Source organism: Herbaspirillum sp. GW821-FHT09A12 (assembly GCF_059418325.1).
Window position 1 is genome coordinate 947,634 of sequence record NZ_JBWKPR010000002.1, and the last position, 26,950, is coordinate 974,583.

The window sequence follows — 26,950 nt, forward strand, 5'->3', positions numbered from 1 at the left end:
TACCACCCTTGAAAGCCCGGCAACGCCGGGCTATGCTGCGGCACTTCGTGCATCCGCCATGGCGGAAACTCCTGCACGGCAGCCACATCAAAGACGGCATTCAACTCAAGAAGGATGGAAACGGCATGAAACAAAAGATCAAGACCTTGCTGGCGATCTCCGGTGCATTCGGCGCCTTGCTGGCTGGCGCTCCCGCACATGCGGAGAACTGGCAATCGCTGGGGGACTCGGACCAGTCGACACTGCTGGTCGATACCGATTCCATCGTCGAAAGCGGCGGCATCCGCGAGGCGTGGTCGATGTGGAATTTCAAGGAGGCCCGCCCCAATACCGGCGACGCCGGCTTCCCCAGCCTGAAGTCCTACAAGGATTTGCACCAGTACAACTGCAAGGCCGGCACCATGAAGCTGGTGCGCGAGATCATCTTCGCCGAGAACGACGGCAAGGGCGACAAGCGCGACCATTCCGACGCGCTCAAGGGCATGGAATTCACCAAGCCCAAGCCGATGTCGGTCGGCGATGCCATGATGCAGGCAGTGTGCGGCTACGAGCTCAAGAAGAAGTAAGCCTCCGCTCCCTTGCGCCAGGCATAAAAAAACGGAGCCATACGGCTCCGTTTTTCATTGGCGGGCCATTGCCATTGGCCCCGCCGTTCAGTTCAGCTCTTCCAGGCGGATCTTGGTGACCTTGCCGACCACCGTCTCCAGCGCTTCGATCTTGGCGATGGCTGCCTCGATGTTCTTTTCCTGGGTCTGGTGGGTCAGCATGATGATGTCGGTCTGCTGCTCGCCTTCGGCAGGCTCCTTCTGCAGCATGGCATCGATCGAAATCGACGAATCCGCCAGGATGCGGGTAACGTCGGCCAGCACGCCCGGCTTGTCAGCCACGCGCATGCGCAGGTAGTAGCTGGTGGTGACCTCGGCCATCGGCAGCACCGGCGTATCGGCCATGGCGCCGGGCTGGAACGCCAGGTACGGCACGCGGTGTTCCGGATCGGCGGTGGCCAGGCGGGTGATGTCGACCAGGTCGGCGATCACGGCCGAGGCGGTCGGCTCGGCGCCGGCGCCCTTGCCGTAGTACAGGGTCTCGCCGACGGCGTCGCCGCGCACCACTACCGCGTTCATCGCGCCTTCGACATTGGCGATCAGTCGCTGCGCCGGGATCAGCGTCGGGTGCACGCGCAGTTCGATGCCCTTCTCGGTCTGGCGCGTGATGCCCAGCAGCTTGATGCGGTAGCCCAGTTGCTCGGCGTAGGTGATGTCGCTGGCCTGCAGCTTGGTGATGCCTTCCACGTGCGCTTTGTCGAATTGCACCGGAATGCCGAAGGCGATCGAGGCCATGATGGTCAGCTTGTGGGCGGCGTCCACGCCTTCGATGTCGAAGGTCGGGTCGGCTTCGGCGTAACCCAGGCGCTGCGCTTCCTTGAGCACCACGTCGAAGTCCAGGCCCTTGTCACGCATCTCGGACAGGATGAAGTTGGTGGTGCCGTTGATGATGCCGGCGATCCACTGGATGCGGTTGGCGGTCAGGCCTTCGCGCAGCGCCTTGATGATGGGGATGCCGCCGGCGACCGCCGCTTCGAACGCGACCATCACGCCTTTTTCCTGCGCCGCCTTGAAGATCTCGTTGCCGTGCGTGGCGATCAGCGCCTTGTTGGCGGTGACCACGTGCTTGCCGTTGGCGATGGCCTTCAGGACCAGGTCCTTGGCGATGCCGTAGCCGCCGATCAGCTCGATGACGATGTCGATGTCAGGGTCGTTCACCACCAGGTTGGCGTCGTTGACAACCTTGACTTCTCCATTGGTCAGTTCGGTGGCGCGCTCGGTGTTGAGATCGGCCACCATGGTAATTTCAATGCCCCGGCCGGCGCGGCCCGCAATCTCTTCCTGGTTGCGCTTGAGAACATTGAAAGTACCGGAACCCACGGTGCCGATGCCGAGCAAACCTACTTTGATGGATTTCATATTGTCTTCGTGGTTGGTGAAAAATTGCCGCCCTGCTCACGGAACAGGACGGATGCTGCAAGTAAAACGGTAATCGCTGCGCGGCCTTGCCACGTTGCCGCGCGGTGATGCCGGATGCGCTGCCGACAGTCAGGCGGTGCCGTGGCGACGGCGATAGCCTTCGAGGAAATGGGTAATGCGGCCCATGGATTCGGTCAGGTCGTCGGTATTGGGCAGGAACACCACGCGGAAGTGATCCGGCGTCGGGCAGTTGAAGCCGGTGCCCTGCACGATCAGCACCTTCTCTTCGGCCAGCAGTTCATAGGCGAACTCCTGGTCGTCCTTGATCGGATAGATTTCCGGATCCAGGCGCGGGAACATGTACAACGCCGACTTCGGCTTGACGCAGCTCACCCCCGGGATATCGGTCAGCAGCTTGTGCGCCAGGTCGCGCTGCTTGGTCAGACGGCCGTTCGGGCCGACCAGGTCGTTGATGCTCTGGTAGCCGCCCAGCGCGGTCTGGATCGCAAACTGGCCCGGCGCGTTGGCGCACAGGCGCATCGAGGCCAGCATGTTGAGGCCCTCGATGTAGTCCCTGGCATGCTTCTTCTCGCCCGAGACCACCATCCAGCCGGCACGGTAGCCGCACGAGCGGTAGTTCTTGGACAGGCCGTTGAAGGTGATGAACAGCACGTCGTCGGCCAGCGAAGCCAGCGAGGTATGGGTATTGCCGTCGTAGAGCACCTTGTCGTAGATCTCGTCGGCCAGGATGATCAGTTGGTGCTGGCGCGCCAGTTCGATGATTTCCTTCAGCACCTCGACCGAGTACAGCGCGCCGGTCGGGTTGTTGGGGTTGATGACCACGATCGCGCGGGTGTTGGACGTGATCTTCTTCTTGATGTCGGCGATGTCGGGCTGCCAGCCTTGCTGCTCGTCGCACACGTAATGCACCGGCGTGCCGCCCGACAGGCTGACTGCGGCGGTCCACAGCGGATAGTCGGGCGACGGCACCAGCACTTCGTCGCCGGTATTGAGCAAGGCGTTCACGCTCATGACGATCAGCTCGGAAGCGCCATTGCCCAGATAGATGTCATCGATGGTCACGCCCTCGATCTTCTTTTGCTGGGTGTAGTGCATGACCGACTTGCGCGGCGCGAACAGGCCCTTGGAGTCGGTATAGCCGGAGGCGTTGCCCATGTTGCGGATCATGTCCTGGACGATCTCGTCCGGGGCGTCGAAGCCGAAGGCGGCCAGGTTGCCGATGTTGAGCTTGATGATCTTGTGGCCCTCTTCCTCCATCTGCCGCGCTTTTTCCAGCACGGGACCACGAATGTCGTAACAAACATCTGCCAGTTTCTTGGATTTCTGAATCGGTCGCACAGCCATTCCTCTACGTGTTCTGAAGCGGGACGCCGCGGCATGCCGGGCTGAATCCGTTTCGCTTGGCGCCAGGCGGATCAGGGACCTTTCCGGCTCCCGTCTCTCCATCACGGCGCATTCTTTGGTTCTTTGGGTGATATCCGGTGCCTTGCGGCAACTCCCGCGGCGGCTTCGCTTGGCGCGCATGCGTGCGGCGCAACGAAAGCGGCGCAAAACGCGCTTGCGCGCGCCCATTGCCCAGCGGCCGGGAACCGGCCATTTTGCCCAAAGCTGTTCATTTTATCAATCAAATAGGCGTGCGCCGGATAAGGAAACGGCTACAATGCAGCACTTTACGACCAGATTGCTGCAATGCGTGTCGGAATGACATCCCGGCGCTCCCCGCCGGCGATGATCCGCCCGCCTTCCAGCCCATCTTGCGATGAAGCTTCATTCAACCGAAACCAAGCAATACCAGACTGTCACCGCTTACGATGAAGACGGCGTCGAGCTCAATGCCATCCGCTTCACCCATAGCCTGGTCGTGCTGCCCGAAACCGAACCGGCGCCCTGGCCCGTGGCAAGCTTCGAGGCGCTTACCGTTGCCGACTTCGCCCAGATCGACGCTACCCAGCCCGACGTGGTCATCCTCGGCACCGGCGAGCGCCAGCGCTTCATCCATCCCAAGCTGATCGCCGCCCTGACCGCGCGCCGCATCGGCGTCGAATGCATGGACAACCAGGCCGCCTGCCGCACCTATAACATCCTGATGGCCGAAGGCCGCAAGGTGGCGCTGGCGCTGATCATTTCCCCCAAGAGCTGAGCGGCTTCGGCCTGCCGCGACAAAAAACCCAAGACCCGCACAAGGAACCGCCGTCAATGCGCGAACTGTACAAATCGAAGGCGTTCGTCTGGACGCTGCTTATCCTGTTTTTGCTGGTGTGGTTCTGGATGCTGGGCGCCCGCACCCTGGTGCCCACCGATGAGGGCCGCTATGCGGAAATGGCGCGCGAAATGGTCGCCACCCAGGACTGGATCACCACCCGCCTGAACGGCATCAAGTATTTCGAAAAGCCGCCGCTGCAAACCTGGATGAATGCCGTCACCTTCGAGCTGTTCGGCCTGGGCGAATGGCAGGCGCGCCTGTGGACCGGCCTGTGCGGCCTGCTCGGCATCGGCCTGGCAGCCTACACCGGCACCCGCGTGTTCAGCGGCCGCGTCGGTTTCTATGCCGCGCTGGTGCTGGCGTCGAGCTTCTTCTGGGCCGGCATGGGCCATATCAACACGCTGGACATGGGCCTGTCGGGCATGATGACCATCGCGCTGTGCGCGCTGCTGATGGCCCAGCGCAACGATGCCTCGCGTGACAGCCAGCGCAACTGGATGCTGCTGTGCTGGGCCGGGATGGCGCTGGCGGTGCTGTCCAAGGGACTGATCGGCGTCGTGCTGCCGGGCGCGGTACTGGTGCTGTACACGCTGTTCTCGCGCGACTGGGCGATCTGGAAGCGGCTGCACCTGGTCAAGGGCCTGCTCCTGTTCTTCGCCATTACCACGCCGTGGTTCGTGGCCGTGTCGCTGAAGAACCCGGAATTCCCGCAGTTCTTCTTCATCCACGAGCACTTCCAGCGCTTCACTACCAAAATCCACAGCCGTACCGGCCCCTGGTATTACTTCATTCCCATCCTGCTGCTGGGCATCATCCCGTGGCTGGGCGTGTTCTTCCAGGGACTGTGGCAAGGCATGCGCGAACAGCGCGACAGCGCCGCCTACAACAGCCTCAACGGCGGACGCTTCCAGCCGAAGAAACTGCTGCTGATCTGGGCCGTCTTCATCTTCGTCTTCTTCAGCATCTCTGACTCGAAGCTGCCCTCCTACATCCTGCCGATCTTCCCGGCCCTGGCGCTGCTGATCGCCTGCTACCTGGAGAAGGCCGACTACAAGGCGCTGGCCTTGGCCGGCTCGCTGGTGGCAGTGCCGTGCGCGATTGGGCTGGCGTTCATTCCGCGCGTCCCGTCGCTGGCCAAGGACGCCTTCTCGCGCCCGCTGGTCGAGGCGCATGTGCCGTATATCTATGCCGCCACGCTGATCTTCTTCATCGGCGGCATCGCCGCCATCCGCCTGGCCCGCCAGCACAAGGATGTGGCGGTGACCGCGCTGGCCGCCACCGCCTTCCTCGCCGGCCAGGTGCTGATGCTGGGGCACGATCCGCAGGGCCGCTATTCCGCCGGCGTCGACTATGTCCCCGCGCTGCAGGCCGAACTGAAGCCAGAAACCCCGATTTACCTGGTGGGCCGCTATGAGCAGGCGCTGCCGTTCTACCTGCGCCGCACGATGACGCTGGTGCAGCACGCCGACGAAATGGAGTTCGGCCTGAAGCAGGAACCGCAGCTGTGGCTGCCCACCGTGGATGCCTTCGTCGCCCAATGGGTGGCGGACCATGCGGCCGGCAAGAAGGACATCGCCATCGTCGATCCCACCCTCTACAAGCAGTTGCAGGCGCGCAAGCTGCCGATGCGCCTGATCGGCCAGGATCCGCGCCGCGTGATCGTGGCCAATGATCCGGCTCCGGAGGCCGCCGCCGGCGACGGCAAGAAAGCGGCGCCATGAGTCTGGCCACTTTCGGTTTCATCTTCGTCGGCATCTGCCTCAACGCGGTGGCGCAACTGCTGCTCAAGGCGGGCACCAATGCCGTGGGCGCGATCCACCTGAGCGCGGAGAACTGGTTTGCCACGGGCCTGAAACTTGCCACGCAGTTGCCGATCATCGGCGGCCTGGCGTGCTATGTGATTTCGGTGGTGGTGTGGATCATCGGCCTGTCGCGCGTGGACGTGACCATCGCCTACCCGATGCTGTCGCTGGGCTACATCATCAATGCCGTCGGCGCCTGGTATTTTCTTGGGGAAGTGGTGTCCGCCCAGCGCTTGCTGGCCATCGGGGTGATCATCGTCGGCGTGGTTTTGCTGACCAGAAGCTGATTTACAATAGCGCGCTGCCCTGCGCCTGGGCGCCCCATTACGTTATAGCCTGACCGAGAAACACACTCATGAGCCTGCCTTTCCTGCCGTTCGCCAAACCCACCATCGACGAACCCACCATCGCCGCCGTCGCCGACGTGCTGCGCTCCGGCTGGATCACCAGCGGCCCCAAGGTGCAGGCCTTCGAGAAGGCGCTGTCCGACTACCTGAGCGGACGCATCGTGCGCACCTTCAACTCCGGCACCTGCACGATGGAAATCGCGCTGCGCATCGCCGGCGTGGGTCCGGGCGACGAAGTCATCACCACCCCGATCTCGTGGGTGGCGACCGCCAACGTGATCATCGAAACCGGCGCCACGCCGGTGTTCGCCGACATCGACCCGGTCACCCGCAACATCGACCTGGACCAGCTGGAAGCCGCCATCACCCCGCGCACCAAGGCCGTGATCCCGGTCTACCTGTCGGGCCTGCCGGTGGACATGGATCGCCTGTACGCAATCGCCCGGAAACACAACCTGCGCGTGGTGGAAGACGCCGCCCAGGCGCTGGGTTCCACCTGGAACGGTCAGCGCATCGGCGCCTTCGGCGACTTCGTCTCGTTCAGCCTGCAGGCCAACAAGAACATCACCAGCTCCGAAGGCGGCTTCCTGGTGCTCAACAACGCCGACGAAGCCAAACTGGCCGAGAAGTACCGCCTGCAGGGCGTGACCCGCAGCGGCTTCGATGGCCTGGAAGTGGATGTGCTGGGCGGCAAGTTCAACATGACCGATGTGGCCGCCGCCATCGGCCTGGGCCAGTTCGCCCATGTCGATGCCATCACCGCCCACCGCAAGGAACTGGCCAGGCATTACTTCGCTACCTTCGGCGACCGTTTCGAAGCTGAATACGGCGCCCAGTTGCCGGTGGCCGACTTCGAGAACTCCAACTGGCACATGTTCCAGCTGGTGCTGCCCGAGCGCATCACGCGCGCCGCCTTCATGGAAAAGATGATGGAAAAGCAAGTCGGCATCGGCTACCACTATCCGGCCATCCACCTGCTGAAGCTGTACCGCGCGCGCGGTTTCAAGGAAGGCATGTTCCCGGTGGCCGAGCACGTGGGCCAGCGCATCGTCTCCTTGCCGATGTTCAATGCAATGAGTAAAGATGACGTGGAGCGTGCAGTGGCAACGGTAAAATCGGTCTTGCGTTGATTTTGCGGCAATTTTCCGTTTAAATTCGGCACTATTCGCAGTATTAGCAATTTCAGTTCCAAGCGGGCCTGAATGTCGCGACACCGAGCGGTCGCCGCGGCTTCGGGCCTTTGACATATTTCAGTATCAGGCATTGATGAAACCAGAACTGTCCGTCGTCATCCCGGTTTACAACGAGGAATCCGGCCTCGCCAAGCTGTTCGAACGCCTCTATCCGGCGTTGGACGCCTTGGGCTACAGCTATGAAGTCATCTTCGTCAACGATGGCAGCCGCGACCGCTCGGCCGGCATCCTGGCCGAGCAGTACCGCCTCCGTCCCGATGTCACCCGCGTGGTGCTGTTCAATGGCAACTACGGCCAGCACATGGCCATCATGGCCGGCTTTGAAGCCACCCGCGGCGACATCGTGGTGACGCTGGATGCCGACCTGCAGAACCCGCCCGAGGAAATCGGCAACCTGGTCGCCAAGATGCGCGAAGGCTACGACTACGTCGGCTCGATCCGCCGCAAACGCCAGGATTCGGCCTGGCGCACCGTCGCCTCCAAGGCCATGAACCGCCTGCGCGAGAAAATCACCCGCATCAAGATGACCGACCAGGGCAACATGCTGCGCGCCTACGGCCGCAACGTGATCGACCTGGTCAACCAGTGCCGCGAAGTCAACACCTTCGTGCCCGCGCTGGCCTACACCTTCGCCCGCAAGCCGACCGAAATCACGGTCGAGCACGAAGAGCGTTCGGCCGGCGAATCCAAGTATTCGTTCTACAGCCTGATCCGCCTGAACTTCGACCTGGTCACCGGCTTCTCGCTGGTGCCGCTGCAGTTCTTCTCTTTGCTGGGCATCTTCCTGTCGTTCGCCTCGGCCGCGCTGTTCGTCCTGATCGTGGTCCGACGCCTGCTGATCGGAGCGGAAGTGGGCGGCGTGTTCACGCTGTTCGCGATCGCCTTCTTCCTGATGGGCGTAATCCTGTTTTCCATCGGCCTCCTGGGCGAATACATCGGCCGCATCTACATGCAGGTGCGCGCGCGCCCGCGCTATGTGGTGCAGGCCATCCTCGAACAATCCTCCGCAGAGGACCAGCAGACATCATGAATGCCGTCGTATTCGCTTACCATGACGTGGGCGTGCGCTGCCTGAAGGTGCTGCTCGCACGCGGCGTGCAGGTGTCGCTGGTGGTCACGCATGAGGACAGCGCGACCGAAAACATCTGGTTCGGCTCGGTGGCCGGCGTGTGCCGCGACAACGGCATCCCGTTCATCACGCCGGCCGACGCGAAATCGCCGCAATTGCTGGCCCAGGTGCAGGCGGCGCAACCGGACTTCATCTTCAGCTTCTACTACCGCCACATGCTGCCGGTGGAACTGCTGGCCGCGGCCAAGCGCGGCGCCTACAACATGCACGGCTCGCTGCTGCCCAAGTACCGCGGCCGCGTGCCGATCAATTGGGCGGTGCTGCACGGCGAGACCGAAACCGGCGCCACCCTGCACGAAATGACGGCCAAGCCCGACGCCGGCGCCATCGTGGCGCAGACCGCCGTGCCGATCTTGCCGGAAGACACCGCCTACGAGGTCTTCGGCAAGGTCGTCGTGGCGGCCGAACAGACGCTGTGGAACGTGCTGCCGGCAATGCTGGCGGAGCGTACGCCACGCCTGCCCAACGACCTCGCCCAGGGCAGCTACTTCGGCGGACGCAAGCCGGAAGATGGCCGTATCCACTGGCGCAGCACCGCGCGCGAGGTGCATAACCTGGTGCGTGCGGTGGCTCCGCCCTATCCCGGCGCCTTCGAAGAAATCGCGGGTGATAAAATTACGGTCACCAAAACCCGGCTGGTTCCGCCATCGGCCCATCCCGCCCTGCAAAAGGCGCATGGCATGCAAGACAAGTTCTTTGAAGGAGGCAAGCTATACGCGCGCTGCGGCGACGGCAACTTCCTCCAGATCCTGGGCATCCAGATCAATGACCGGGATGCATCGCTCAACAATTACCTGAAATATATGGCTTCCTGAAATCAGGCCATTCACACTGCTCTCATTATGAAAAAAGTCCTCATCCTCGGCGTCAACGGCTTTATCGGCCACCACCTGTCCAAGCGCATCCTGGAAACCACGGATTGGCATGTCTACGGCATGGACATGATGACCGACCGCATCACCGACATTCTGGAAAACGAGGCCTACAAGTCGCGCATGCACTTCTTCGAAGGCGACATCACCATCAACAAGGAATGGGTCGAGTACCACGTCAAGAAGTGCGACGTGATCCTGCCGCTGGTGGCCATCGCCACGCCGTCGACCTACGTCAACAAGCCGCTGCGCGTGTTCGAGCTGGACTTCGAAGCCAACCTGCCGATCGTGCGTTCGGCCGCCAAGTACGGCAAGCACCTGGTGTTCCCCTCGACCTCGGAAGTCTATGGCATGTGCCATGACGAGGAATTCGATCCCGAAGAATCCGAACTGATCTGCGGCCCGATCAACAAGCCGCGCTGGATCTACTCCTGCGCCAAGCAGCTGATGGACCGCGTGATCTGGGGTTACGGCATGGAAGACAACCTCAACTTCACGCTGTTCCGCCCGTTCAACTGGATCGGCGCCGGCCTGGATTCGATCCACACCCCGAAGGAAGGCAGCTCGCGCGTGGTGACCCAGTTCTTCGGCCACATCGTGCGCGGCGAGAACATCTCGCTGGTCGACGGCGGCCAGCAGAAGCGCGCCTTCACCTACATCGACGACGGCATCGACGCGCTGATGAAGATCATCGCCAACGAAGGCGGCGTGGCAACGGGCAAGATCTACAACATCGGCAACCCGGTCAACAACTTCTCGATCAAGGAACTGGCCGACATGATGCTGAAGCTGGCCGCCGAGTACCCCGAGTACGCCGATACCGCCAAGCAGGTGAAGCTGGTCGAGACGACCTCCGCCGCCTACTATGGCAAGGGTTACCAGGACGTGCAGAATCGCGTGCCCAAGATCACCAATACCTGCGACGAACTGAACTGGAAGCCGCAGACCACCATGGCCGACACCCTGCGCAACATCTTCGACGCCTACCGCAGCCAGGTAGCCGAAGCGCGCGCACTGGTCGACTGACCCGCGGCAAGTATCGGCGTTGCCAGGAAACCGCGCTACGGCGCGGTTTTCTTTTTCGCGACGGCATTTGCCGTCTGTGTATTGTTCTGTGCGGCATGGGGTGCTAGTCTCCCTATCTGAGCCGCATTGCAGCAACTCCCGGGTTGCTCGTACTCCCCCGTCATCTCTCTGATTCGCCGACATTGCCCAAACTTACACTCAAGATCGACGCCGATACCTACCGCGGCACCCGCGTGGGCGTTCCCAACCTCATCACCCAACTGCGCCGGCACGGCGCCGGCGCCACCTTCCTGTTCTCGCTCGGCCCCGACCATACCGGCTGGGCCTTGAAGCAGATCTTCCGCCCGGGGTTCTTCAGCAAGGTGTCGCGCACCTCGGTGGTCGAACACTATGGCCTCAAGACGCTGATGTACGGCACCCTGCTGCCGGCGCCGGATATCGGCAAGACCTGCGCCGACTTCATGCGCGAAGCCTACGACGCCGGCTTTGAGTGCGGCATCCACACCTGGGACCACCGGGTCTGGCAAGACAGCGTCCGTACCGCCGATGCGCAATGGACGCAGGAAACCATGCAGCAGTCCTACGGCCGCTACCACGACATCTTCGGACGGGCGCCGGTCACCCACGGCGCGGCCGGCTGGCAGATGAACGACCACGCCTTCGTCCAGCTCGACCAGTTCGGCATCGCCTATTCCTCCGACGGCCGCTCGCAGTTGCGCGAAGACGGCCGGCTGGCCGATCCGGATGCCGGGCCGCACCGCCTGTCGGCCTTCGGCCGCCCGCTGTCCTGCGTGCAGTTGCCGACCACGCTGCCGACGCTGGATGAAATCCTGGGCCGCACCATCCGCGGCAAGCTGATCGATGCCGGCAATGCCGCCGAACTCTTGCTCGAATTGACCCGGCAACCGCGCGACCACGTCTTTACCTTGCACGCGGAGCTTGAAGGGCAGAAACTCGCCCCCATTTTTGAGCAATTGCTGGCAGGTTGGCGTACACAAGGCTACGAGCTGGTTTCCATGGGCGATTATTACGCCAGCGTGAAAAACGATGTGCTGCCCATCCTGCCGATCAGCTGGGGCGAATTGCCCGGCCGCTCGGGCGACATGATCGTACAGGCGATGTAAGCGCCGGTTTGTGATCTCGCCACTTCCGCCATTGCAGGCATACGCATTACCGACACACCAACAACCAACGACAAACGATTACGGGGCGCCATTTTGACCGACAGACCAACCATCCTGAACAAGACCGTGCCGGAGTTCTCGGCCAGCATGACCGGCGGCAAGGACTTCAAGCTTGCCGACTACCAGGGCCGCAACCTGGTGCTGTACTTTTATCCGAAGGACAACACCCCCGGCTGTACCACCGAGGGGATGCAATTCAGGGACCTGCATCCGCAATTCCAGCAGCACAACACTGATATTTTCGGCATCAGCCGCGACAGCCTGAAATCGCATGAGAATTTCAAAGCCAAGCTGGAGATGCCCTTTGAGCTGATCTCGGATCCTGACGAAACGCTGTGCGCCATGTTCGATGTCATGAAGATGAAAAATATGTATGGCAAGCAAGTTCGCGGCGTCGAACGCAGCACGTTTGTGATTGACGGATCGGGCAAAGTGGTGAAAGAATGGCGTGGAGTCAAGGTTCCAGCCCACGTGGATGAAGTGCTGGCCTTCATCAAAACCATTGCCTGAACAACCATCGGAAATCTTGTAGCGCCACCCGCCGGCGCTACCGGAACCGTGCAGTGCGAATCTGCCCGAACGATGTTTGCAGGCCGTGTCAGGATCGCCTGGCAAGCGATGCTGCCGCGTTCGACGAATATGCGGTCAATCGATACAAGCCATTGAATTCAAATAGAAAAACGTTTTTTGAAAGCCGTTTCTGGTTTAGGCCGAAGGCCTGCCGAAACGGCTTTTTTACTTTTCAAATCGCCGCTGACGCTAATCAAGCCCTCCTATCCCATGGTTTTGCCCATGCCACGATGCCATTTTTCGGCATGGCGGGCCATCAGAAGGTCTTCATTAGATCCTGCGGTGCCATTGCTCAGTCGATGTTCCCTTCGCTGTTAGCCGTACCGCAATACCTGTTCGCTCTGACAAAGCGGTGTTTTCTTCATTTACTACCGAGGTTCTGATGCCCCTGCCCAAAATGCCGAGCAAGCCAGCTGCGTTGTTGTCTCCCGAGGACTACCCCAAGGCTGATCGCAATAAACCTGTCAAACCGAACATCACTCTCGTCGAAACACCTGCCCCAAAACCAGCTGTTGCAGCACTCGTCGCCCCTGAAGCCAAGATTGCGGAACCGCGCGCGCGCATCAGCGGCAAGGCTCCGGTCGCGGAAAAGCCGAAGAGCGCCCCCAGAAACCTGGAATCGCGCGCCAAATCCCCCACCAGCCGCACCGCCGACAAGCTGGGCGTGTCCAAACTGTTCGTGCTCGACACCAACGTGCTGATGCACGACCCGACCTCGCTGTTCCGCTTCGAAGAGCATGACATCTACCTGCCGATGATCACGCTGGAAGAACTGGACAACCACAAAAAGGGCATGTCGGAAGTCGCCCGCAACGCGCGCCAGATCTCGCGCTCGCTGGATGCGCTGGTGTCCGACATCGCCGAAGATGCGATCGACCTCGGCATCCCGCTGGCCAAGCTGGGCAACAAGGACGCCAAGGGCCGCTTGTTCTTCCAGACCAAGCTGCAGAATGCCGCGCTGCCGGAAGGCCTGCCCGAAGGCAAGGCCGACAACCAGATCCTGGGCGTGGTGCGCGCGCTGGACCAGCAATATCCGGAGCGTCCGGTGGTGCTGGTGTCCAAGGACATCAACATGCGCCTCAAGGCGCGCGCCATCGGCCTGCCAGCCGAAGACTATTTCAACGACCATGTGCTGGAAGACACCGACCTGCTGTACTCGGGCATCCAGCAACTGCCGGACGACTTCTGGACCAAGCACGGCAAGGGCATGGAGTCGTGGCAGGAAAGCAAGCACGGCAGCAGCCTCACCTACTATCGCGTGACCGGCCCTTATGTGCCGTCGCTGCTGGTCAACCAGTTCGTGTTCATCGAACCGAAGAACGGCGAACCGGCCTTCTACGGCCAGGTCACGCAGATCAACGGCAAGACCGCCGTGCTGCAGACCCTGCGCGACTACGGCCACGCCAAGAACAGCGTGTGGGGCATCACCGCGCGCAACCGCGAGCAGAACTTCGCGCTGAACCTGCTGATGAATCCCGAGTGCGATTTCGTCACGCTGCTGGGCCAGGCCGGTACCGGCAAGACCCTGCTGGCGCTGGCGGCAGGCCTGGCGCAGGTACTGGAAACCAAGCTCTACAACGAAATCATCGTCACCCGCGTGACGGTGCCGGTGGGCGAGGATATCGGTTTCCTGCCGGGCACGGAAGAAGAGAAGATGGGGCCATGGATGGGCGCCTTCGACGACAACCTCGAAGTACTCAACAAGTCCGATGGCGATGCCGGCGAATGGGGCCGCGCCGCGACCCAGGACCTGATCCGCTCGCGCATCAAGATCAAGTCGCTCAACTTCATGCGCGGCCGCACCTTCGTCAACAAGTTCCTGATCATCGACGAAGCGCAGAACCTCACGCCCAAGCAAATGAAGACGCTGGTCACCCGGGCCGGCCCTGGCACCAAGATCATCTGCCTGGGCAACATCGCGCAGATCGATACGCCCTACCTGACCGAAGGCTCCAGCGGCCTGACTTATGTGGTCGACCGCTTCAAGGGCTGGTCGCACAGCGGCCATGTGACCCTGGCGCGCGGCGAACGCTCGCGCCTGGCGGACCATGCCAGCGACGTGCTGTGATGTAAGCGCGCTCGGCTCCAACAAAAAAACCACCGCAAGGTGGTTTTTTTGTGGGCAGCGCCGGAATCAAGACATGTGCGGAATCAGAGGATGCGCACGCCGACCCACCATGCGATTGCGGCGACGAACGCCGAAGCGGGGATCGTGAAAATCCATGCCCATACGATATTGCCGGCCACGCCCCAGCGCACCGCCGACATCTTCTGCGAGGCGCCGACGCCGACGATGGCGCCGGTGATGGTATGCGTGGTCGACACCGGGATGCCAAGCGCGGTGGCGATGAACAGCGTGATCGCGCCGCCGGTTTCAGCGCAGAAGCCGCCCACCGGCTTCAGCTTGGTGATCTTCTGGCCCATGGTCTTGACGATGCGCCAGCCGCCGAACAGCGTGCCCAGGCTGATCGCGCAATAGCAGGAAATGATCACCCACATCGGCGGCGCTTCGGCGCCGGCGCTGGAATAACCTGCCGCGATGAGCAGCATCCAGATGATGCCGATGGTCTTTTGCGCGTCATTGCCGCCATGGCCCAGGCTGTACATCGAGGCCGACAACAGCTGCAGGCGGCGGAACCAGCCATCGATCTTGCGCGGCGTGGAGCGGAAGAAGATCCATGACACCATGAGCATCATGACCGAACCGAACAGCAGGCCCAGCAAAGGCGACAGCACGATGAACAGGATCGTCTTGAGCAGGCCCGAGGAGATCAGCGCGCCGGTGCCGGCCTTGGCCACGGCCGAACCGACCAGGCCGCCGATGAGCGCATGCGAGGACGACGAGGGGATGCCGTAGTACCAGGTGACCAGGTTCCAGAAAATGGCGCCGATCAGCGCGCCGAAGACCACGTAATGGTCGACCACGGCCGGCTCGATCGTGCCCTTGCCCACCGAGGCCGCCACATGCAGCTGGTGGAACACGAAGACCGCGGCGAGGTTGAAGAACGCCGCCATGGCCACCGCCGTCTGCGGACGCAGCACGCCGGTGGACACCACGGTGGCGATGGCATTGGCCGCATCGTGGAAACCGTTCATGAAGTCGAACAGCAAGGCCAAGACGATCAGGAATGCGAGGATATGTAAGCTGATTTGAACTGTATGCATGGATAAACCGTTGTTTGAGGCCGACCCGCAGCCGTGGCCAGGTCACGCCGGCAGGCGGCGGTTGCCGCAACTGCCGGGCAACTTGGCATCAGGCGTTTTCGACGATGATGCCTTCAATGATGTTGGCCACGTCTTCGCAGCGGTCGGTGACGGTTTCCAGGATCTCGTAGATGGCCTTGAGCTTGATCAGCGTGCGCACGTCGGGCTCGTCGCGGAACAGCTTGGACATGGCCGCGCGCATCACATGGTCGGCATCGGATTCGAGGCGATCGATCTCCTGGCAGATCGCCAGGATCTGGCGCGAATTGTCCATGTTGTGCAGCAGGCCCACGGCGGCCTGCACCTTTTCCGCACAGGCCAGGCACAGCTCCGCCAGGCGCTTGGCTTCGGGGGTGATGGACTTGATGTCGTACAGGGAGATGGTCTGGGCCGCATCCTCGAGCAGGTCGAGGATGTCGTCCATGCGGGTGATCAGTTGGTGGATGTCGTCGCGGTCGAGCGGGGTGATGAAGGTTTTATGCAGCAAGTCGATGGTGGTGTGGGTCACCTTGTCGGCCTGCTTTTCGACGGTTTCAATCGCGTGCACGCGAATTTCGAGGTCATCGAAATTGGTCATCAGCGCGACCATTTCCTTTGCGCCCTTGACCCCCAATTCGGCATGCTGATTGAAAAGGTCAAAGAATTTGCCTTCAGTCGGCATCAATCGTCCAAACATGTTTCACTCTCTCGTCTATGATTCGCGCTTGCATGAAGCGCTGTTTCGGACCGGCGATACGGGCGCCGCTTCCATCCCTTGCGAAAAACCGCCCTGCCCGTCTTGCGCGCCGAACCGACCGGCTCCGCGCTTTACTTACACGACACGAGCGGCAAAAAGCCGCCCGTGGTCCCCTCATGGCCGCCGGCATTGCGCGCGGCCGAAAAATGATCCATCAATCGCCGCCGTAAGGCTGGGCCAGGTTACCGATGTAATTGTCGTACTTGGTATACATGCCCAGGAATGACAGTCGGATACTGCCGATCGGCCCGTTACGCTGCTTGCCGATGATGATTTCCGCCGTTCCCTTGTCGGGCGAGTCCGGATTGTAAACCTCATCCCGGTAAATGAACAAAATCACGTCGGCATCCTGCTCGATGGCGCCGGATTCGCGCAAGTCGGACATCACGGGACGCTTGTTGGGGCGTTGCTCCAGCGAGCGGTTCAGCTGCGACAGCGCGATCACCGGGCAATTGAGCTCCTTGGCCAGGCCCTTCAGGCTACGCGAGATTTCCGAGATTTCCGAAGCGCGGTTCTCCGAGGAACTGCCGCCGTTGCCGGACATCAGTTGCAGGTAGTCGATGATGATCAGGCCCAGCTTGCCGCACTGGCGCGCCAGGCGACGCGAGCGCGCGCGCAATTCGATCGGGCTCAGGGCCGGCGTTTCGTCGATGTAGAACTGCGCATCATTCATCTTCTGGATGGCGTGCGTCAGGCGGGGCCAGTCTTCGTCCAGCAAACGGCCGGTACGCAGGCGGTGCTGGTCCAGGCGACCGACCGAGCCCAGCATACGCATGGCCAGCTGGGCGCCGCCCATTTCCATCGAGAACACCGCCACCGGCAGGCCGCTGTCGATGGCAACGTTTTCGCCGATGTTAATCGAAAATGCCGTCTTGCCCATGGAAGGACGTCCCGCGACGATGATCAGGTCGCCCGGCTGCAGGCCGGAGGTCATCTTGTCGAGGTCGATGAAGCCGGTCGGCACCCCGGTGATGTCGCTGGAATTGTCGCGGTTGTACAGTTCATCGATGCGCTCGACCACCTGCGTCAGCAAGGGCTGGATTTCCATGAAACCCTGCGAGCCGCGCGAACCTTCTTCGGCGATGGCGAAAATCTTGGACTCGGCCTCGTCCAGCATCTGCTTGACGTCCTTGCCCTGCGGATTGAAGGCGTTGCCGGAAATCTCGTCGGCCACCGTGATGAGCTTGCGCAGGATGCCGCGGTCGCGCACGATCTCGGCGTAGCGACGGATATTGGCGGCTGACGGCGTGTTCTGCGCCAGTGCGTTGAGATAGACCAGGCCGCCCACTTCTTCAGCCTTGCCGCTGGTGGACAAGGCTTCGTAGACGGTAATGACGTCAGCCGGCTTGGTGCTGTTGATCAGCTTGACGATATGTTCGAAGATGATGCGGTGGTCGTAACGGTAGAAGTCGTCAGCGCTGACGAAATCGGCGATACGGTCCCACGCCGCGTTGTCCAGCAGCAAACCGCCGAGCACCGATTGTTCGGACTCGATGGAGTGTGGCGGCACGCGTAGCGAATCGACCTCGGGATCAGAGGAATCTCTGGGGCCGCGGAACGATGGAAAGGAGTCTTTCTTGGCGCGGGATGATTCTTTCATGGCGCGCATTATAACCTGCTATGGGTGTTGGCCGTTTCAGGCTGGAGGCAAATCGCAGCCCACATCTTGCGTGCTCATTTCCGTTTGCCGGGCTTGACCGCGCCGGCCTCGGGATACGGCCGGCAAGGCTTCCGTTCCGATGTCGGGCGGCAATAAAAAAGCCAGGCGAACCCGGCTTTCTTATTGCAAATTGAATTGCAGCGAATGCAATGCTTACGCTTGCTCGCCCTTGACGTTGATGGTCACATCGACCACCACGTCGGTGTGCAGGGCAACTGCAACCGGGTGCTCGCCAACGGTCTTCAACGGACCATTGGGCAGGCGAACCAGCGACTTTTCCACTGCAAAGCCTTGCTTGCCCAGCGCTTCGGCGATGTCGAAGTTGGTGACCGAACCGAACAGACGGCCATCGACGCCCGCCTTTTGCGAGATTTCGATGGTGGCGCCGTTGAGCTTTTCGCCTTGGGCTTGGGCAGCTGCCAGCTTTTCAGCGGCGGCCTTTTCCAGGTCGGCGCGCTTGGCTTCGAATTCAGCGATGGCTGCATCGGTAGCGCGGCGGGCCTTGCGTTGCGGGATCAGGAAGTTGCGCGCGAAACCGTCCTTGACGCGCACGACATCGCCCAGACCACCGAGATTAACGATTTTTTCCAACAGAATGACTTGCATGTTTTTCTCCTATTTCTCGGCGGCGATTATGCGTTGTGCAGATCGGTGTACGGCAGCAGGGCCAGGTAACGAGCACGCTTGATCGCGGTGTCGACCTGACGCTGGTAGTGGGCCTTGGTGCCGGTCAGGCGTGCCGGCATGATCTTGCCGTTTTCCTGAACGAAGTCCTTCAGGGTGTCCACGTCCTTGTAATCGACCTGTTCAACGCCAGCGGCGGTGAAACGGCAAAATTTCTTGCGCTTGAACAGCGGGTTTTGCTGTTGGCGCTTGTTTTTCAGTTTGCTTTTATCGAACTTTTTACCGAATGCCATGGTTTGGCTCCTGTATCTAAATTGGGTAATGTCTGTGTCGGATCAACCGACGGGATCAAAATCAACGATGTGAAACACGACGCTCTTGCTGTTGCGATTCCTGCGGGCCAGAAAACCGGTGAATTGGAACATGGCTCCCAGCGTCGCCTTGTTGAGTCGACCGGAGATTTCCCCGACGGCCATGGCCGCAATGTCGAACTCCACCAGGCGCTTGATCCCCGCTTCCATCTGCTCCGACTGGTGCTGCAACCTGGCAGTCACAATCGGGATACCGGCCGGCGTATAACGCAACACATCACGTTCGGCCAGGCTGGCGATGACTTGAAGCTGGTTCACTCTCCGCTACGAATCGCCGCGCAATCAGGCGGCCGGTGCTTCGGTGCGGCTCTTGGCTGCGTCTTCCTTTTGCACTGCCTTCAGGATCGGGGAAGGACCGGTTTCGGCCTTCTTCATCTTGACGGTCAGGTGGCGCAGGACGGCATCGTTGAACTTGAAGCCGGTTTCGATTTCGGCCAGCGTTTCGCTGTCGACTTCGATGTTCAGGCAGACGTAGTGCGCCTTGGCCAGTTTCTGGATCTGGTAGGCCAGTTGACGACGGCCCCAATCTTCGACACGGTGCACCTGGCCGCCGCGAGTGGTGACGATGCCCTTGTAACGCTCGATCATCGCAGGCACTTGCTCGCTTTGGTCCGGGTGGACGATAAATACGATTTCATAATGACGCATGTAGACTCCTTTTGGACTATTGACAAAACGCCCACCCCGGCGTCAAGACGAGTGTGGGAAGAGGAAAGCCGGCAATCATACAAGATATCCGGCCAAACAGCAATCCTGGCGAGCTTGTGCGAGGCCTGGCGGCGACAGTTCGGCCCACCGCATCCGGCGACGGGGAATCGCCCCTCTGCCTCGCTTCTATTTATATATGGATGGAGGATGGGCAATATCCGTTGCGCCGCCGCATGTTGCCGTTGACACAAAGATGGCAACTGTATAAAAATACAGACTGTTCATACAAACAGCCTTCCTTTACAGAAAGGCACTCCACATGCTCAAGCTCACCGCGCGCCAGGAACAGATCCTCAACCTGATCAAGAACGCCATTGAAAACACCGGCTTCCCCCCGACGCGCGCCGAGATTGCCTCGGAACTGGGCTTTCGCTCCGCCAATGCGGCCGAAGAGCATTTGCAGGCGCTGGCCCGCAAGGGCGCCATTGAAATCTCCCCTGGCACCTCCCGCGGCATCCGGCTGCGGGAGCCAGGGATCGCTGCCGGCCTGCCAGGCAACCGCCAGATGGCGCTGCCCCACCCGGCCCTGATGCAATTGAGCCTGCCGCTGGTCGGCCGCGTCGCGGCCGGCTCGCCCATCCTCGCGCAAGAGCATGTGGAAAAAACCTACCAGGTAGATCCCGCCCTGTTTTCGGGCAAACCCGACTACCTGCTGAAGGTGCGCGGCATGTCCATGCGCGACGCCGGCATCCTCGACGGCGACCTGCTGGCGGTCAAAAAGACCGAGCAGGCGCGCAACGGCCAGATTGTCGTTGCCCGCCTGGCGGACGACGTCACCGTCAAGCGCTACCAGAAATCCGGCACCACCATTACGCTGCTGCCGGAAAATCCGGACTTCCAACCCATCGTCATCCACCAGGATGAGCAAGACTTCGCCCTCGAAGGGCTCGCAGTAGGGTTGCTGCGTAGCTGGTAAGCCATTCATCCCCGCTGCCCGCCCATCGCCATCGCTTCGTTTTGCGTGCCGCATCAGCTCGGCAAAACGAAGCTTGAGTCTGAGCAAAAACGCCCTGTTTCGCTTTCTGTTCGCACTTTCATCCAGCCGCGTAGCCACATATCATGCCTAGCTGTCGCATTCCCCCTTCGTCTTCGCGAACGGTACTGATCCATCTAGCAAGGAAATTTGATGTCTACGCGCAAGGGCAAATCAAAAGCCTCCCCACCACCATCGAAATATCAGTTGCAAGATCTGCTTGACGTTCGCGCCAGCCTTGATCTGCTTGAAGCGCGCAAGCTTGCCGAAGCCCGGCAACAGTGCGATGCGGTGCTCAAGCGCGCCCCCAATCTGATCTTTGCCCACAATGCCCGTGGCTTGATTGCCGTACAGGAATACGATTACGCGCTGGGCGAAAAATGGCTGAGAAAGGCCATGGAGGGCGATCCAGGCAACGCGGAATACGCCACCAGCCTGGCAAATTGCGTCCTCAGGCAGGAGCGCGTCGATGAGGCGATCAAGCTGTTCGAACGCGCCATCGCCTGCGACCATGACAATCGCGAGGCCCGCATCGGCCTGGCCAACGCCCTGCATGAAAAGAACGACCCCGAGGCGACAATCGCCTATTTTGAAGATGCAGTCGCGCGCGAGCCCGGCGCGCCGGGCCCGCTGAGCCACCTGGGACGGGCCCTGATTGACGCCAAGCGCTTGAACGAAGCAGTATCGACGATCATGAAGTCGCTCGAGCTGCAGATCAGCTTCGCCCCCGCGCATACCGCACTGGGTGAAGCCTTCTATGCCATGAACATGTACAAGGAAGCCGTTGAGTCGCACAAGACCTCCTTGCTGCTGGACTCCACGGACACCTATGCGCATTACAAGATCGCGGATGCCTACCTGAAGCTCGACGAGGTCGACAAGGCGCATGAACATTACCGGCGCGTCATCGAACTGATACCCAACGATGCCAACAGTTATGCCAAATTGGCCGTCAGCCTTGCAAACACACAGGATCGCGTCGACGAGGCGCTGGCCTTGTTCAACAAGGCGCTCACACTCGATCCGAGCCACGCCCTGACTTACAACAACATCGGCGCCATCATGCATGACCATGGCCGCCGCGAAGAAGCCATCCCGTATTTCAGGAAGGCGCTGGAACTCAAGCCGAATTACTCGACCGCCATGCACAACCTGGCACTGAGCCAGCTCTTGCAAGGCAACCTGAAAGAAGGCTGGGCCAACCATGAAAGCCGCCTGGTCACGCGCGAACGGGCCGACGTCTATCGCGTGGTGCACAAGCTGTTCAAGATCATCCCCAAATGGGATGGCCTCGCCCCGCTCAAGGGCAAGCGCATCTTCTTGATGCACGAACAAGGCTTTGGCGACAGCATCCAGTTCCTGCGGTATGCCAAGCTGGTCCAGGAACTGGGGGCAGAGGTCGCCGTACACGTCAAGAATCCCCTGTATCGCCTGTTCCAGAGCTATTCGCCGGACATCATGCTGGTGCGCGAGAGCGACCCGATCCCCCGCTGCGATTACGCCTACATGCTGATGAGCCTGCCCCATGCATTAGGCACCGATACCATCGACGACATCCCCGTCCTGCCCTCCTATTTGTCGGCCGAAGCGAGCAGCAAGGCCATCTGGCAAGACAAGATCGAAAAACTGTCCAAACCGGGAAATCTGCGCGTCGGTTTTGTCTGGGGCGGCAACCCGGAGCACGGCAACGACCGCCGCCGTTCCATCCCGCTGACCCAGCTGCTGCCCCTGTTCAATCTTCCGGGCATCGACTATTTTTCGTTGCAAAAAGGCAAACCCACGGCGGACTTGAACAACCTGCCACCCGGACTCCCTGTATTCAATCTGGGCGACGACTGCGCGGATTTTGCCGATACGGCGGCCGCCATCGCCAATCTCGACGTCGTCATCAGTGTCGACACATCGGTCGTGCACCTGGCCGGCGCCCTCGGCGGCCCCACTTGGGTGATGCTGCCGCATACGCCTGACTGGCGCTGGCTGCTCGAGCGCGACGACTGCGTGTGGTACCCGAACACCCGACTCTTCCGCCAGCCGGATGAAGGCAACTGGGAGGCGGTCATTGCCAACATGGCAACCAAACTCACCGCCATGCGCAATCGCTAAAGAACCCTTGGCGCGCAAAACGAGAGCCGGATCGATATTTTTTGCGCGTCGCCCCGCCTTGAAAAAGGGGACATCAGACCCTGCATTGATTCATGCCAGGGTGTTTTCAGGGTGTTCGAAAAAACACCCTGAAAACACCCTAAAAATGCAAATCTGGAAACAAAAGGGCATTCGCCCTCCCCTTGACGCAGATTTTTTGCCATCCCATCTTCCCGCTGTGCAATTAAACCTAAAGTTTTGGACGGAGACGCCGAAAAGGGATTTGCTTGGTTACTTTTTAAGCACGCAGTTTTAGTTCGGAAAGCCCTGAAAAGATTTTTTGCGAATAGCCCTAAACTTTTTCCAAGGCTGCCCGATAACGCATACAACAGAGGTTGAAACGCCTGGGACTCATGGGTAGAAGACCAAAGTTAAGCACTGAAACTCGGATCATCGGTCTCAAATCTTAGGAGAATTAGCATGGCATCAATCATCAACACCAATATTCCGTCGCTCAATACGCAACGCAATCTGAGTGCGTCGCAGGCGTCGCTGAATACCTCGATCCAACGTCTGTCCTCCGGCCTGCGCGTCAACAGCGCCAAGGACGATGCCGCCGGCCTGGCAATTGCCGACCGCATGAACGCCCAGGTCAAGGGCCTGGCAGTGGCTCAACGTAACGCCAACGACGGTATCTCGATGGCCCAGACCGCTGAAGGCGCTCTGTCCACCGTGACCGACAACCTGCAACGTATGCGTGAACTGGCCGTGCAAGCAGCCAACGGCACCAACGGCGCCCAGGACCGCAAGACCCTGAACGACGAATACACGCAACTGTCGCAAGAAGTCTTCCGCGTGCTGAACGGCACCTCCTTCAACGGCCAGAACCTGTTCACCGGCGTCGGCCAAGGCGCTTCGGCCGGTATCGGCTCCGATTCCAACAGCGTTTCGTCTTCGCTGACCCTGTCGTTCCAAGTCGGCGCCAACGTCGTTGACAACAAGCTGAACGACCAGATCACCATCACCCTGGATGACCTGTCGAACAACGGCACCATCGCCAGCGTGATCGGCACCAGCGCCAAGGGCCTGATCGGCCTGGGCGACACCAGCGGCGTGAGCACCGCCCAAGCTACCTATACCTCGGCCAAGGCTGCCCTGGACAACCTGTTCGCCACCGGCTCGACCCTGACCGCTGACGCACTGGCCTCTTCGGCTGTGACCCTGCAAGCTTCCATCGACAGCGCCAAGCTGAGCCTGGATGCCGCAGTTGCCGCTCCGAGCGCGCAAAGCGATGCGCAAAACGCGATCAAGAACCTGGACAAGGCGATCAACCTGGTTTCGTCCAAGCGTGCGGAATTCGGTGCGGTGCAGAACCGTTTCACCGCGGTTATCAATAACTTGCAAGTGTCGAGCGAGAACATCACCGCGTCGCGCAGCCGTATCATGGATACCGACTATGCGGCCGAAACGTCGAACTTGAGCCGCGCGCAGATTCTGCAACAAGCCGGTACCGCAATGCTGTCGCAAGCGAACTCCTCGCCACAGTCGGTTCTCTCGCTGTTGAAATAAGCCTGAGAGCTAGGTAGGATGGCGTGCGGAGGATAGATAATATTCTCCGCACGTTCCTTTAAGGAAGGGAGTAACACCATGTCGATCGCCCCACTTAATATAACAACTGCAGGCGACTCGGGTACCGCATACGCGCTGCCGCAGACTGCCGCCAAGCCAGATCCAGTGGTATCTACCGTAGCTCCGGCCGCGGCCCCGGAAGCCCGCCGCGCAGCTGAAAGCGACGTCAATGATGCAGTCGGCAAGCTGAATGATTTCGCCGCCGCCAACGCATCGGCCTTGAACTTCTCAAAAGATGAGGACACCGGCAAAACGATTATCAAGGTTGTCGATACGGCGACCGATACCGTTATTCGCCAGATCCCCAGCGAAGAAGCGATTGCAATTGCCAAATCGATTGATAAGATGCAAGGCTTGCTGATCAACCACAAGGTTTGAGTCTGGTACGAACTGCAGTGGCATGTTTGTTTCATGCACCACAGTTCATAACGGATTCGAGTATTTATTTTGCACAGCGTCAACCCATTGCACCGACGCCGTACTTGAGAGCCAACAATCGTCACTCTTGACTGCGCCGTAGCCTGCATGATGCCGTGCGCAACGCATAGATTCAGGAGTGAACAATGGCGACTTCCACCGGCACCATCTCCACCTCGGCGGGTCCTCTCGACGTTGCAACGCTGGTCAGCCAACTGATCTCGGCCGAAAGCCAGTCCCAACTGACGCCGCTGACCACCCAGGCCAGCAGCTACAACACCCTCATCTCCGCCTATGGCAACCTCAAGAGCGCGCTGTCGACTTATCAAAGCGCGATCAAGGCCCTGACTTCGGCCAGCTTCAGCTCGCAAAAAAGCACCGTCAGCAATGCCGGCACCGGCACCAGCCTCACCACCGACCCATTCACCGCCGACGTCAACACCGACGCGTCGACCAAGATCCTCGCGCAGAAAATCCAGTCCGACGGCGTTTCCAGCGGTACAACATTCAATGCCGGCGACTCGATCGCCATCAAGATCGGCACCAACTCGCCCACCTTTGTCACGCTCAAGGCTGACGCGACCTTGGCCGGCGTACGCGATGCCATCAATGCCTCCAAGGCAGGCGTGACCGCGTCCATCGTTACCGACGGCAACGGCGATCACCTGGTACTGGAATCCAATACCGGCGGCACGGCCAATACCATCAAGGTCACGGCCAACAACTCCCTGTCCCGTTTTGCCTACGACGCCTCCAGCTCGACCCCGAGCGCGATGACCCAGATTCAGGCGCCGCGCGATGCATCCCAGGCAGCCTCGGGCAGCTACAGCGTGTCCGTCTCCCAGCTGGCGCAGACGCAAAAGCTGAGTTCGGCCGGATTCACTCCCGGCGCCACGTTCGAGAGTGGCCTGCTGGCGATCAAGACGGGTACCGGCTCGACCACGATCATCAAGCCGACCACCAACACCCTGCAGGGCGTGCGCGATGCCATCAACGCCAGCGACGCCGGCGTCAATGCCACCATCGTCAACGACGGCACCAACGACCACCTTGTGATCACGGCCAAGGACAGCGGCGCCGCCAACACCATCAAGATCACCGGCACCGGCAATTACGCCGCCTTCTCGTTCGACCCAAGCGGCGCGCTCACCTCGCCCAATGTGACGCCGGGCCAGTCATACAGCCTCACCAACGGCACCCTGAACCTGAAGGTCGGCGACACGACCACCGCCATCACCCTCAATGATGCCGACAACGACGGTTCGATCAGCCTGAGCGAAGTGATGGCCTCGATCAATGCCGCCGGCGCCAACATCACGGCCAGCATCAGCAACGACGGCAGCAACGACCACCTGGTGCTGACCCCGACCGGCTCGGCGGCCACCAGCGCGGTCTCGCTGACCGGCACCGGCGACTACGCCGGCCTCACCATGAGCGGCATGGGCCAGTTGCTCAAGGCGCAAGACGCCAAGATGTCGATTGACGGCGTGACAATCACCAGCGCCAGCAACAAGGTCGAAAACGTCATTTCCGGCGTCACGCTGAATCTGGCCAAGGTCACCACCTCGGCCGACAACTTCACCCTGAATATCTCCAACGACACGACCGGCGTCACCTCGGCGGCCAACAGCTTTGTTTCGGCATACAACACGCTGGCCAAGGCGATCACCGACATGACCAAGCAAACGCCGTCGACCACGCTGGGGCAAGCCACGACATCCTCGCCGCTGGCCAGCGAATCGTCGGTGCAAAACATCATGACCCAGTTGCGCAGCACGCTGTTCAGTTCGGTGGATGGCGGCAACGGCATCAGCACGCTGTCCGATATTGGCATTTCTTTCCAAAAAGACGGCACGCTTGCGCTTGACGCGACCAAACTGTCGACCGCGGCCAGCAGCAATTTTGCCGGCATCGCCAACCTGTTCAATGCCACCGACCCCGATACCACCAACACCACCTCGTCCAAAAATGGTATCGTCACCAAGCTGCAATCCCTCTTGGACGGCATCCTGAGCGACAGCGGCATCATTGCGTCCAAGACCAATGGCCTGCAAGCCAGCCTGAAAATCAACCAGGATCGCCAGACGGCGGTGCAAACCCGCCTGTCGAACATGAAGGATGCCTACACCAACCAGTTCAACCAGCTCAACATCACCCTGGCCAGCATGGCGTCGACGCAAAGCTACCTGACCCAGCAATTGGCCAACCTGCCCAAGGCAAGCAGCTGATGCTGAT

General features: G+C 60.7%; 25 protein-coding genes. 16 read left to right on the forward strand and 9 right to left on the reverse strand.

Translation table 11 applies throughout. From position 1 onward, the window contains the following. Window positions 1–125: 125 nt before the first annotated feature. On the forward strand, window positions 126–566 hold the full coding sequence (locus AC07N6_RS09355) for a surface-adhesin E family protein (RefSeq protein ID WP_494780035.1): 441 nt from the start codon (window positions 126–128) through the stop codon (window positions 564–566). A gap of 87 nt (window positions 567–653) precedes the next feature. Here the strand turns inward: AC07N6_RS09355 and AC07N6_RS09360 are convergent, their stop codons facing one another. Then, complete coding sequence (locus tag AC07N6_RS09360) at window positions 654–1,964, reverse strand: homoserine dehydrogenase (RefSeq protein ID WP_494780036.1); 1,311 nt, start codon at window positions 1,962–1,964, stop codon at window positions 654–656. Window positions 1,965–2,093: 129 nt separating this feature from the next. Continuing rightward, a complete protein-coding gene (locus AC07N6_RS09365; protein ID WP_494780037.1) occupies window positions 2,094–3,323 on the reverse strand; it encodes a pyridoxal phosphate-dependent aminotransferase in 1,230 nt (409 codons plus the stop codon). 421 nt (window positions 3,324–3,744) lie between these two features. Here AC07N6_RS09365 and AC07N6_RS09370 point away from each other — a divergent pair, with 421 nt between their 5' ends. From AC07N6_RS09370 to AC07N6_RS09415, 10 genes are all read left to right on the forward strand, one after another. Further along, entirely contained in the window at window positions 3,745–4,125 is a 381-nt protein-coding gene (locus AC07N6_RS09370; protein ID WP_494780038.1) for an Mth938-like domain-containing protein, read from the forward strand. A 56-nt stretch (window positions 4,126–4,181) separates the two neighbouring features. Next, window positions 4,182–5,909 (forward strand): glycosyltransferase family 39 protein, encoded by a 1,728-nt coding sequence (locus AC07N6_RS09375; RefSeq protein WP_494780039.1) that lies wholly within the window; start codon window positions 4,182–4,184, stop codon window positions 5,907–5,909. Beyond that, a complete protein-coding gene (locus AC07N6_RS09380) occupies window positions 5,906–6,277 on the forward strand; it encodes a DMT family transporter (RefSeq protein ID WP_494780040.1) in 372 nt (123 codons plus the stop codon). Before AC07N6_RS09375 ends, AC07N6_RS09380 begins: the two co-directional genes overlap by 4 nt. A 68-nt stretch (window positions 6,278–6,345) precedes the next feature. Continuing rightward, a complete protein-coding gene (locus AC07N6_RS09385) occupies window positions 6,346–7,467 on the forward strand; it encodes a DegT/DnrJ/EryC1/StrS family aminotransferase (protein WP_494780041.1) in 1,122 nt (373 codons plus the stop codon). A gap of 136 nt (window positions 7,468–7,603) precedes the next feature. After that, window positions 7,604–8,560: a glycosyltransferase gene (locus tag AC07N6_RS09390; RefSeq protein ID WP_494780042.1), complete on the forward strand. Its 957-nt coding sequence runs from the start codon at window positions 7,604–7,606 to the stop codon at window positions 8,558–8,560. Further along, on the forward strand, window positions 8,557–9,474 hold the full coding sequence (locus AC07N6_RS09395; protein ID WP_494780043.1) for a formyltransferase: 918 nt from the start codon (window positions 8,557–8,559) through the stop codon (window positions 9,472–9,474). The genes AC07N6_RS09390 and AC07N6_RS09395 overlap by 4 nt, the downstream gene beginning before the upstream one ends. 27 nt (window positions 9,475–9,501) lie before the next feature. Next, on the forward strand, window positions 9,502–10,557 hold the full coding sequence (locus AC07N6_RS09400; RefSeq protein WP_494780044.1) for a bifunctional UDP-4-keto-pentose/UDP-xylose synthase: 1,056 nt from the start codon (window positions 9,502–9,504) through the stop codon (window positions 10,555–10,557). 182 nt (window positions 10,558–10,739) lie between these two features. Then, a complete protein-coding gene (locus AC07N6_RS09405) occupies window positions 10,740–11,681 on the forward strand; it encodes a polysaccharide deacetylase family protein (RefSeq protein WP_494780045.1) in 942 nt (313 codons plus the stop codon). Window positions 11,682–11,774: 93 nt separating this feature from the next. After that, window positions 11,775–12,251: a peroxiredoxin gene (locus AC07N6_RS09410; protein ID WP_494780046.1), complete on the forward strand. Its 477-nt coding sequence runs from the start codon at window positions 11,775–11,777 to the stop codon at window positions 12,249–12,251. A gap of 442 nt (window positions 12,252–12,693) precedes the next feature. Then, window positions 12,694–14,379, forward strand: a complete 1,686-nt coding sequence (locus AC07N6_RS09415) for a PhoH family protein (protein WP_494780047.1) — start codon at window positions 12,694–12,696, stop codon at window positions 14,377–14,379. Between the two features lie 83 nt (window positions 14,380–14,462). On the opposite strand, the gene AC07N6_RS09420 is transcribed toward AC07N6_RS09415, so the two are convergent. The 7 genes from AC07N6_RS09420 to rpsF all read right to left on the reverse strand — a co-directional run bounded on the left by AC07N6_RS09420 (window position 14,463) and on the right by rpsF (window position 19,554). Beyond that, on the reverse strand, window positions 14,463–15,476 hold the full coding sequence (locus AC07N6_RS09420; protein WP_494780048.1) for an inorganic phosphate transporter: 1,014 nt from the start codon (window positions 15,474–15,476) through the stop codon (window positions 14,463–14,465). An 88-nt stretch (window positions 15,477–15,564) separates the two neighbouring features. After that, window positions 15,565–16,191, reverse strand: coding sequence for a DUF47 domain-containing protein (locus tag AC07N6_RS09425; RefSeq protein ID WP_494780049.1), 627 nt, complete (start codon window positions 16,189–16,191; stop codon window positions 15,565–15,567). Window positions 16,192–16,405: 214 nt separating this feature from the next. Then, the gene (locus AC07N6_RS09430; RefSeq protein WP_141915671.1) at window positions 16,406–17,860 is read right to left on the reverse strand and encodes a replicative DNA helicase; all 1,455 of its coding nucleotides are present in this window, start codon (window positions 17,858–17,860) and stop codon (window positions 16,406–16,408) included. Between the two features lie 204 nt (window positions 17,861–18,064). Then, complete coding sequence (rplI, locus tag AC07N6_RS09435) at window positions 18,065–18,517, reverse strand: 50S ribosomal protein L9 (RefSeq protein ID WP_494780050.1); 453 nt, start codon at window positions 18,515–18,517, stop codon at window positions 18,065–18,067. 26 nt (window positions 18,518–18,543) lie between these two features. Continuing rightward, window positions 18,544–18,828 carry a 30S ribosomal protein S18 gene (gene rpsR, locus AC07N6_RS09440; protein WP_006462643.1) on the reverse strand — a complete coding sequence of 95 codons (285 nt, stop codon included), beginning with the start codon at window positions 18,826–18,828 and terminating at the stop codon, window positions 18,544–18,546. Between the two features lie 42 nt (window positions 18,829–18,870). Beyond that, window positions 18,871–19,164: a primosomal replication protein N gene (gene priB / locus AC07N6_RS09445; RefSeq protein ID WP_494780051.1), complete on the reverse strand. Its 294-nt coding sequence runs from the start codon at window positions 19,162–19,164 to the stop codon at window positions 18,871–18,873. Between the two features lie 24 nt (window positions 19,165–19,188). Beyond that, on the reverse strand, window positions 19,189–19,554 hold the full coding sequence (gene rpsF, locus AC07N6_RS09450; protein WP_494780052.1) for a 30S ribosomal protein S6: 366 nt from the start codon (window positions 19,552–19,554) through the stop codon (window positions 19,189–19,191). A gap of 319 nt (window positions 19,555–19,873) precedes the next feature. On the opposite strand from rpsF, the gene lexA reads away from it, so the two are divergent. From lexA to fliD, 5 genes are all read left to right on the forward strand, one after another. Continuing rightward, window positions 19,874–20,530, forward strand: a complete 657-nt coding sequence (gene lexA, locus AC07N6_RS09455; RefSeq protein ID WP_494780053.1) for a transcriptional repressor LexA — start codon at window positions 19,874–19,876, stop codon at window positions 20,528–20,530. 264 nt (window positions 20,531–20,794) lie between these two features. Further along, on the forward strand, window positions 20,795–22,690 hold the full coding sequence (locus AC07N6_RS09460; RefSeq protein ID WP_494780054.1) for a tetratricopeptide repeat protein: 1,896 nt from the start codon (window positions 20,795–20,797) through the stop codon (window positions 22,688–22,690). Between the two features lie 459 nt (window positions 22,691–23,149). Further along, the gene (locus AC07N6_RS09465) at window positions 23,150–24,238 is read left to right on the forward strand and encodes a flagellin N-terminal helical domain-containing protein (RefSeq protein WP_494780055.1); all 1,089 of its coding nucleotides are present in this window, start codon (window positions 23,150–23,152) and stop codon (window positions 24,236–24,238) included. 78 nt (window positions 24,239–24,316) lie between these two features. After that, complete coding sequence (locus tag AC07N6_RS09470; RefSeq protein ID WP_144769925.1) at window positions 24,317–24,676, forward strand: flagellar protein FlaG; 360 nt, start codon at window positions 24,317–24,319, stop codon at window positions 24,674–24,676. 185 nt (window positions 24,677–24,861) lie between these two features. Further along, on the forward strand, window positions 24,862–26,943 hold the full coding sequence (fliD, locus tag AC07N6_RS09475) for a flagellar filament capping protein FliD (RefSeq protein ID WP_494780056.1): 2,082 nt from the start codon (window positions 24,862–24,864) through the stop codon (window positions 26,941–26,943). The last annotated feature ends 7 nt before the right edge of the window (window positions 26,944–26,950 follow it).

Coding starts and splice junctions, on each gene's coding strand:
- fliD (WP_494780056.1), top strand. CDS start 24,862: ATGGCGACTTCCACCGGCACCATCTCCACCTCGGCGGGTCCTCTCGAC.
- AC07N6_RS09355 (WP_494780035.1), top strand. CDS start 126: ATGAAACAAAAGATCAAGACCTTGCTGGCGATCTCCGGTGCATTCGGC.
- AC07N6_RS09375 (WP_494780039.1), top strand. CDS start 4,182: ATGCGCGAACTGTACAAATCGAAGGCGTTCGTCTGGACGCTGCTTATC.
- AC07N6_RS09400 (WP_494780044.1), top strand. CDS start 9,502: ATGAAAAAAGTCCTCATCCTCGGCGTCAACGGCTTTATCGGCCACCAC.
- AC07N6_RS09430 (WP_141915671.1), bottom strand. CDS start 17,860: ATGCGCGCCATGAAAGAATCATCCCGCGCCAAGAAAGACTCCTTTCCA.
- AC07N6_RS09380 (WP_494780040.1), top strand. CDS start 5,906: ATGAGTCTGGCCACTTTCGGTTTCATCTTCGTCGGCATCTGCCTCAAC.
- AC07N6_RS09470 (WP_144769925.1), top strand. CDS start 24,317: ATGTCGATCGCCCCACTTAATATAACAACTGCAGGCGACTCGGGTACC.
- AC07N6_RS09415 (WP_494780047.1), top strand. CDS start 12,694: ATGCCCCTGCCCAAAATGCCGAGCAAGCCAGCTGCGTTGTTGTCTCCC.
- AC07N6_RS09360 (WP_494780036.1), bottom strand. CDS start 1,964: ATGAAATCCATCAAAGTAGGTTTGCTCGGCATCGGCACCGTGGGTTCC.
- AC07N6_RS09390 (WP_494780042.1), top strand. CDS start 7,604: ATGAAACCAGAACTGTCCGTCGTCATCCCGGTTTACAACGAGGAATCC.
- AC07N6_RS09425 (WP_494780049.1), bottom strand. CDS start 16,191: ATGTTTGGACGATTGATGCCGACTGAAGGCAAATTCTTTGACCTTTTC.
- lexA (WP_494780053.1), top strand. CDS start 19,874: ATGCTCAAGCTCACCGCGCGCCAGGAACAGATCCTCAACCTGATCAAG.
- rpsR (WP_006462643.1), bottom strand. CDS start 18,828: ATGGCATTCGGTAAAAAGTTCGATAAAAGCAAACTGAAAAACAAGCGC.
- rplI (WP_494780050.1), bottom strand. CDS start 18,517: ATGCAAGTCATTCTGTTGGAAAAAATCGTTAATCTCGGTGGTCTGGGC.
- AC07N6_RS09420 (WP_494780048.1), bottom strand. CDS start 15,476: ATGCATACAGTTCAAATCAGCTTACATATCCTCGCATTCCTGATCGTC.
- AC07N6_RS09370 (WP_494780038.1), top strand. CDS start 3,745: ATGAAGCTTCATTCAACCGAAACCAAGCAATACCAGACTGTCACCGCT.
- AC07N6_RS09465 (WP_494780055.1), top strand. CDS start 23,150: ATGGCATCAATCATCAACACCAATATTCCGTCGCTCAATACGCAACGC.
- AC07N6_RS09395 (WP_494780043.1), top strand. CDS start 8,557: ATGAATGCCGTCGTATTCGCTTACCATGACGTGGGCGTGCGCTGCCTG.
- AC07N6_RS09385 (WP_494780041.1), top strand. CDS start 6,346: ATGAGCCTGCCTTTCCTGCCGTTCGCCAAACCCACCATCGACGAACCC.
- rpsF (WP_494780052.1), bottom strand. CDS start 19,554: ATGCGTCATTATGAAATCGTATTTATCGTCCACCCGGACCAAAGCGAG.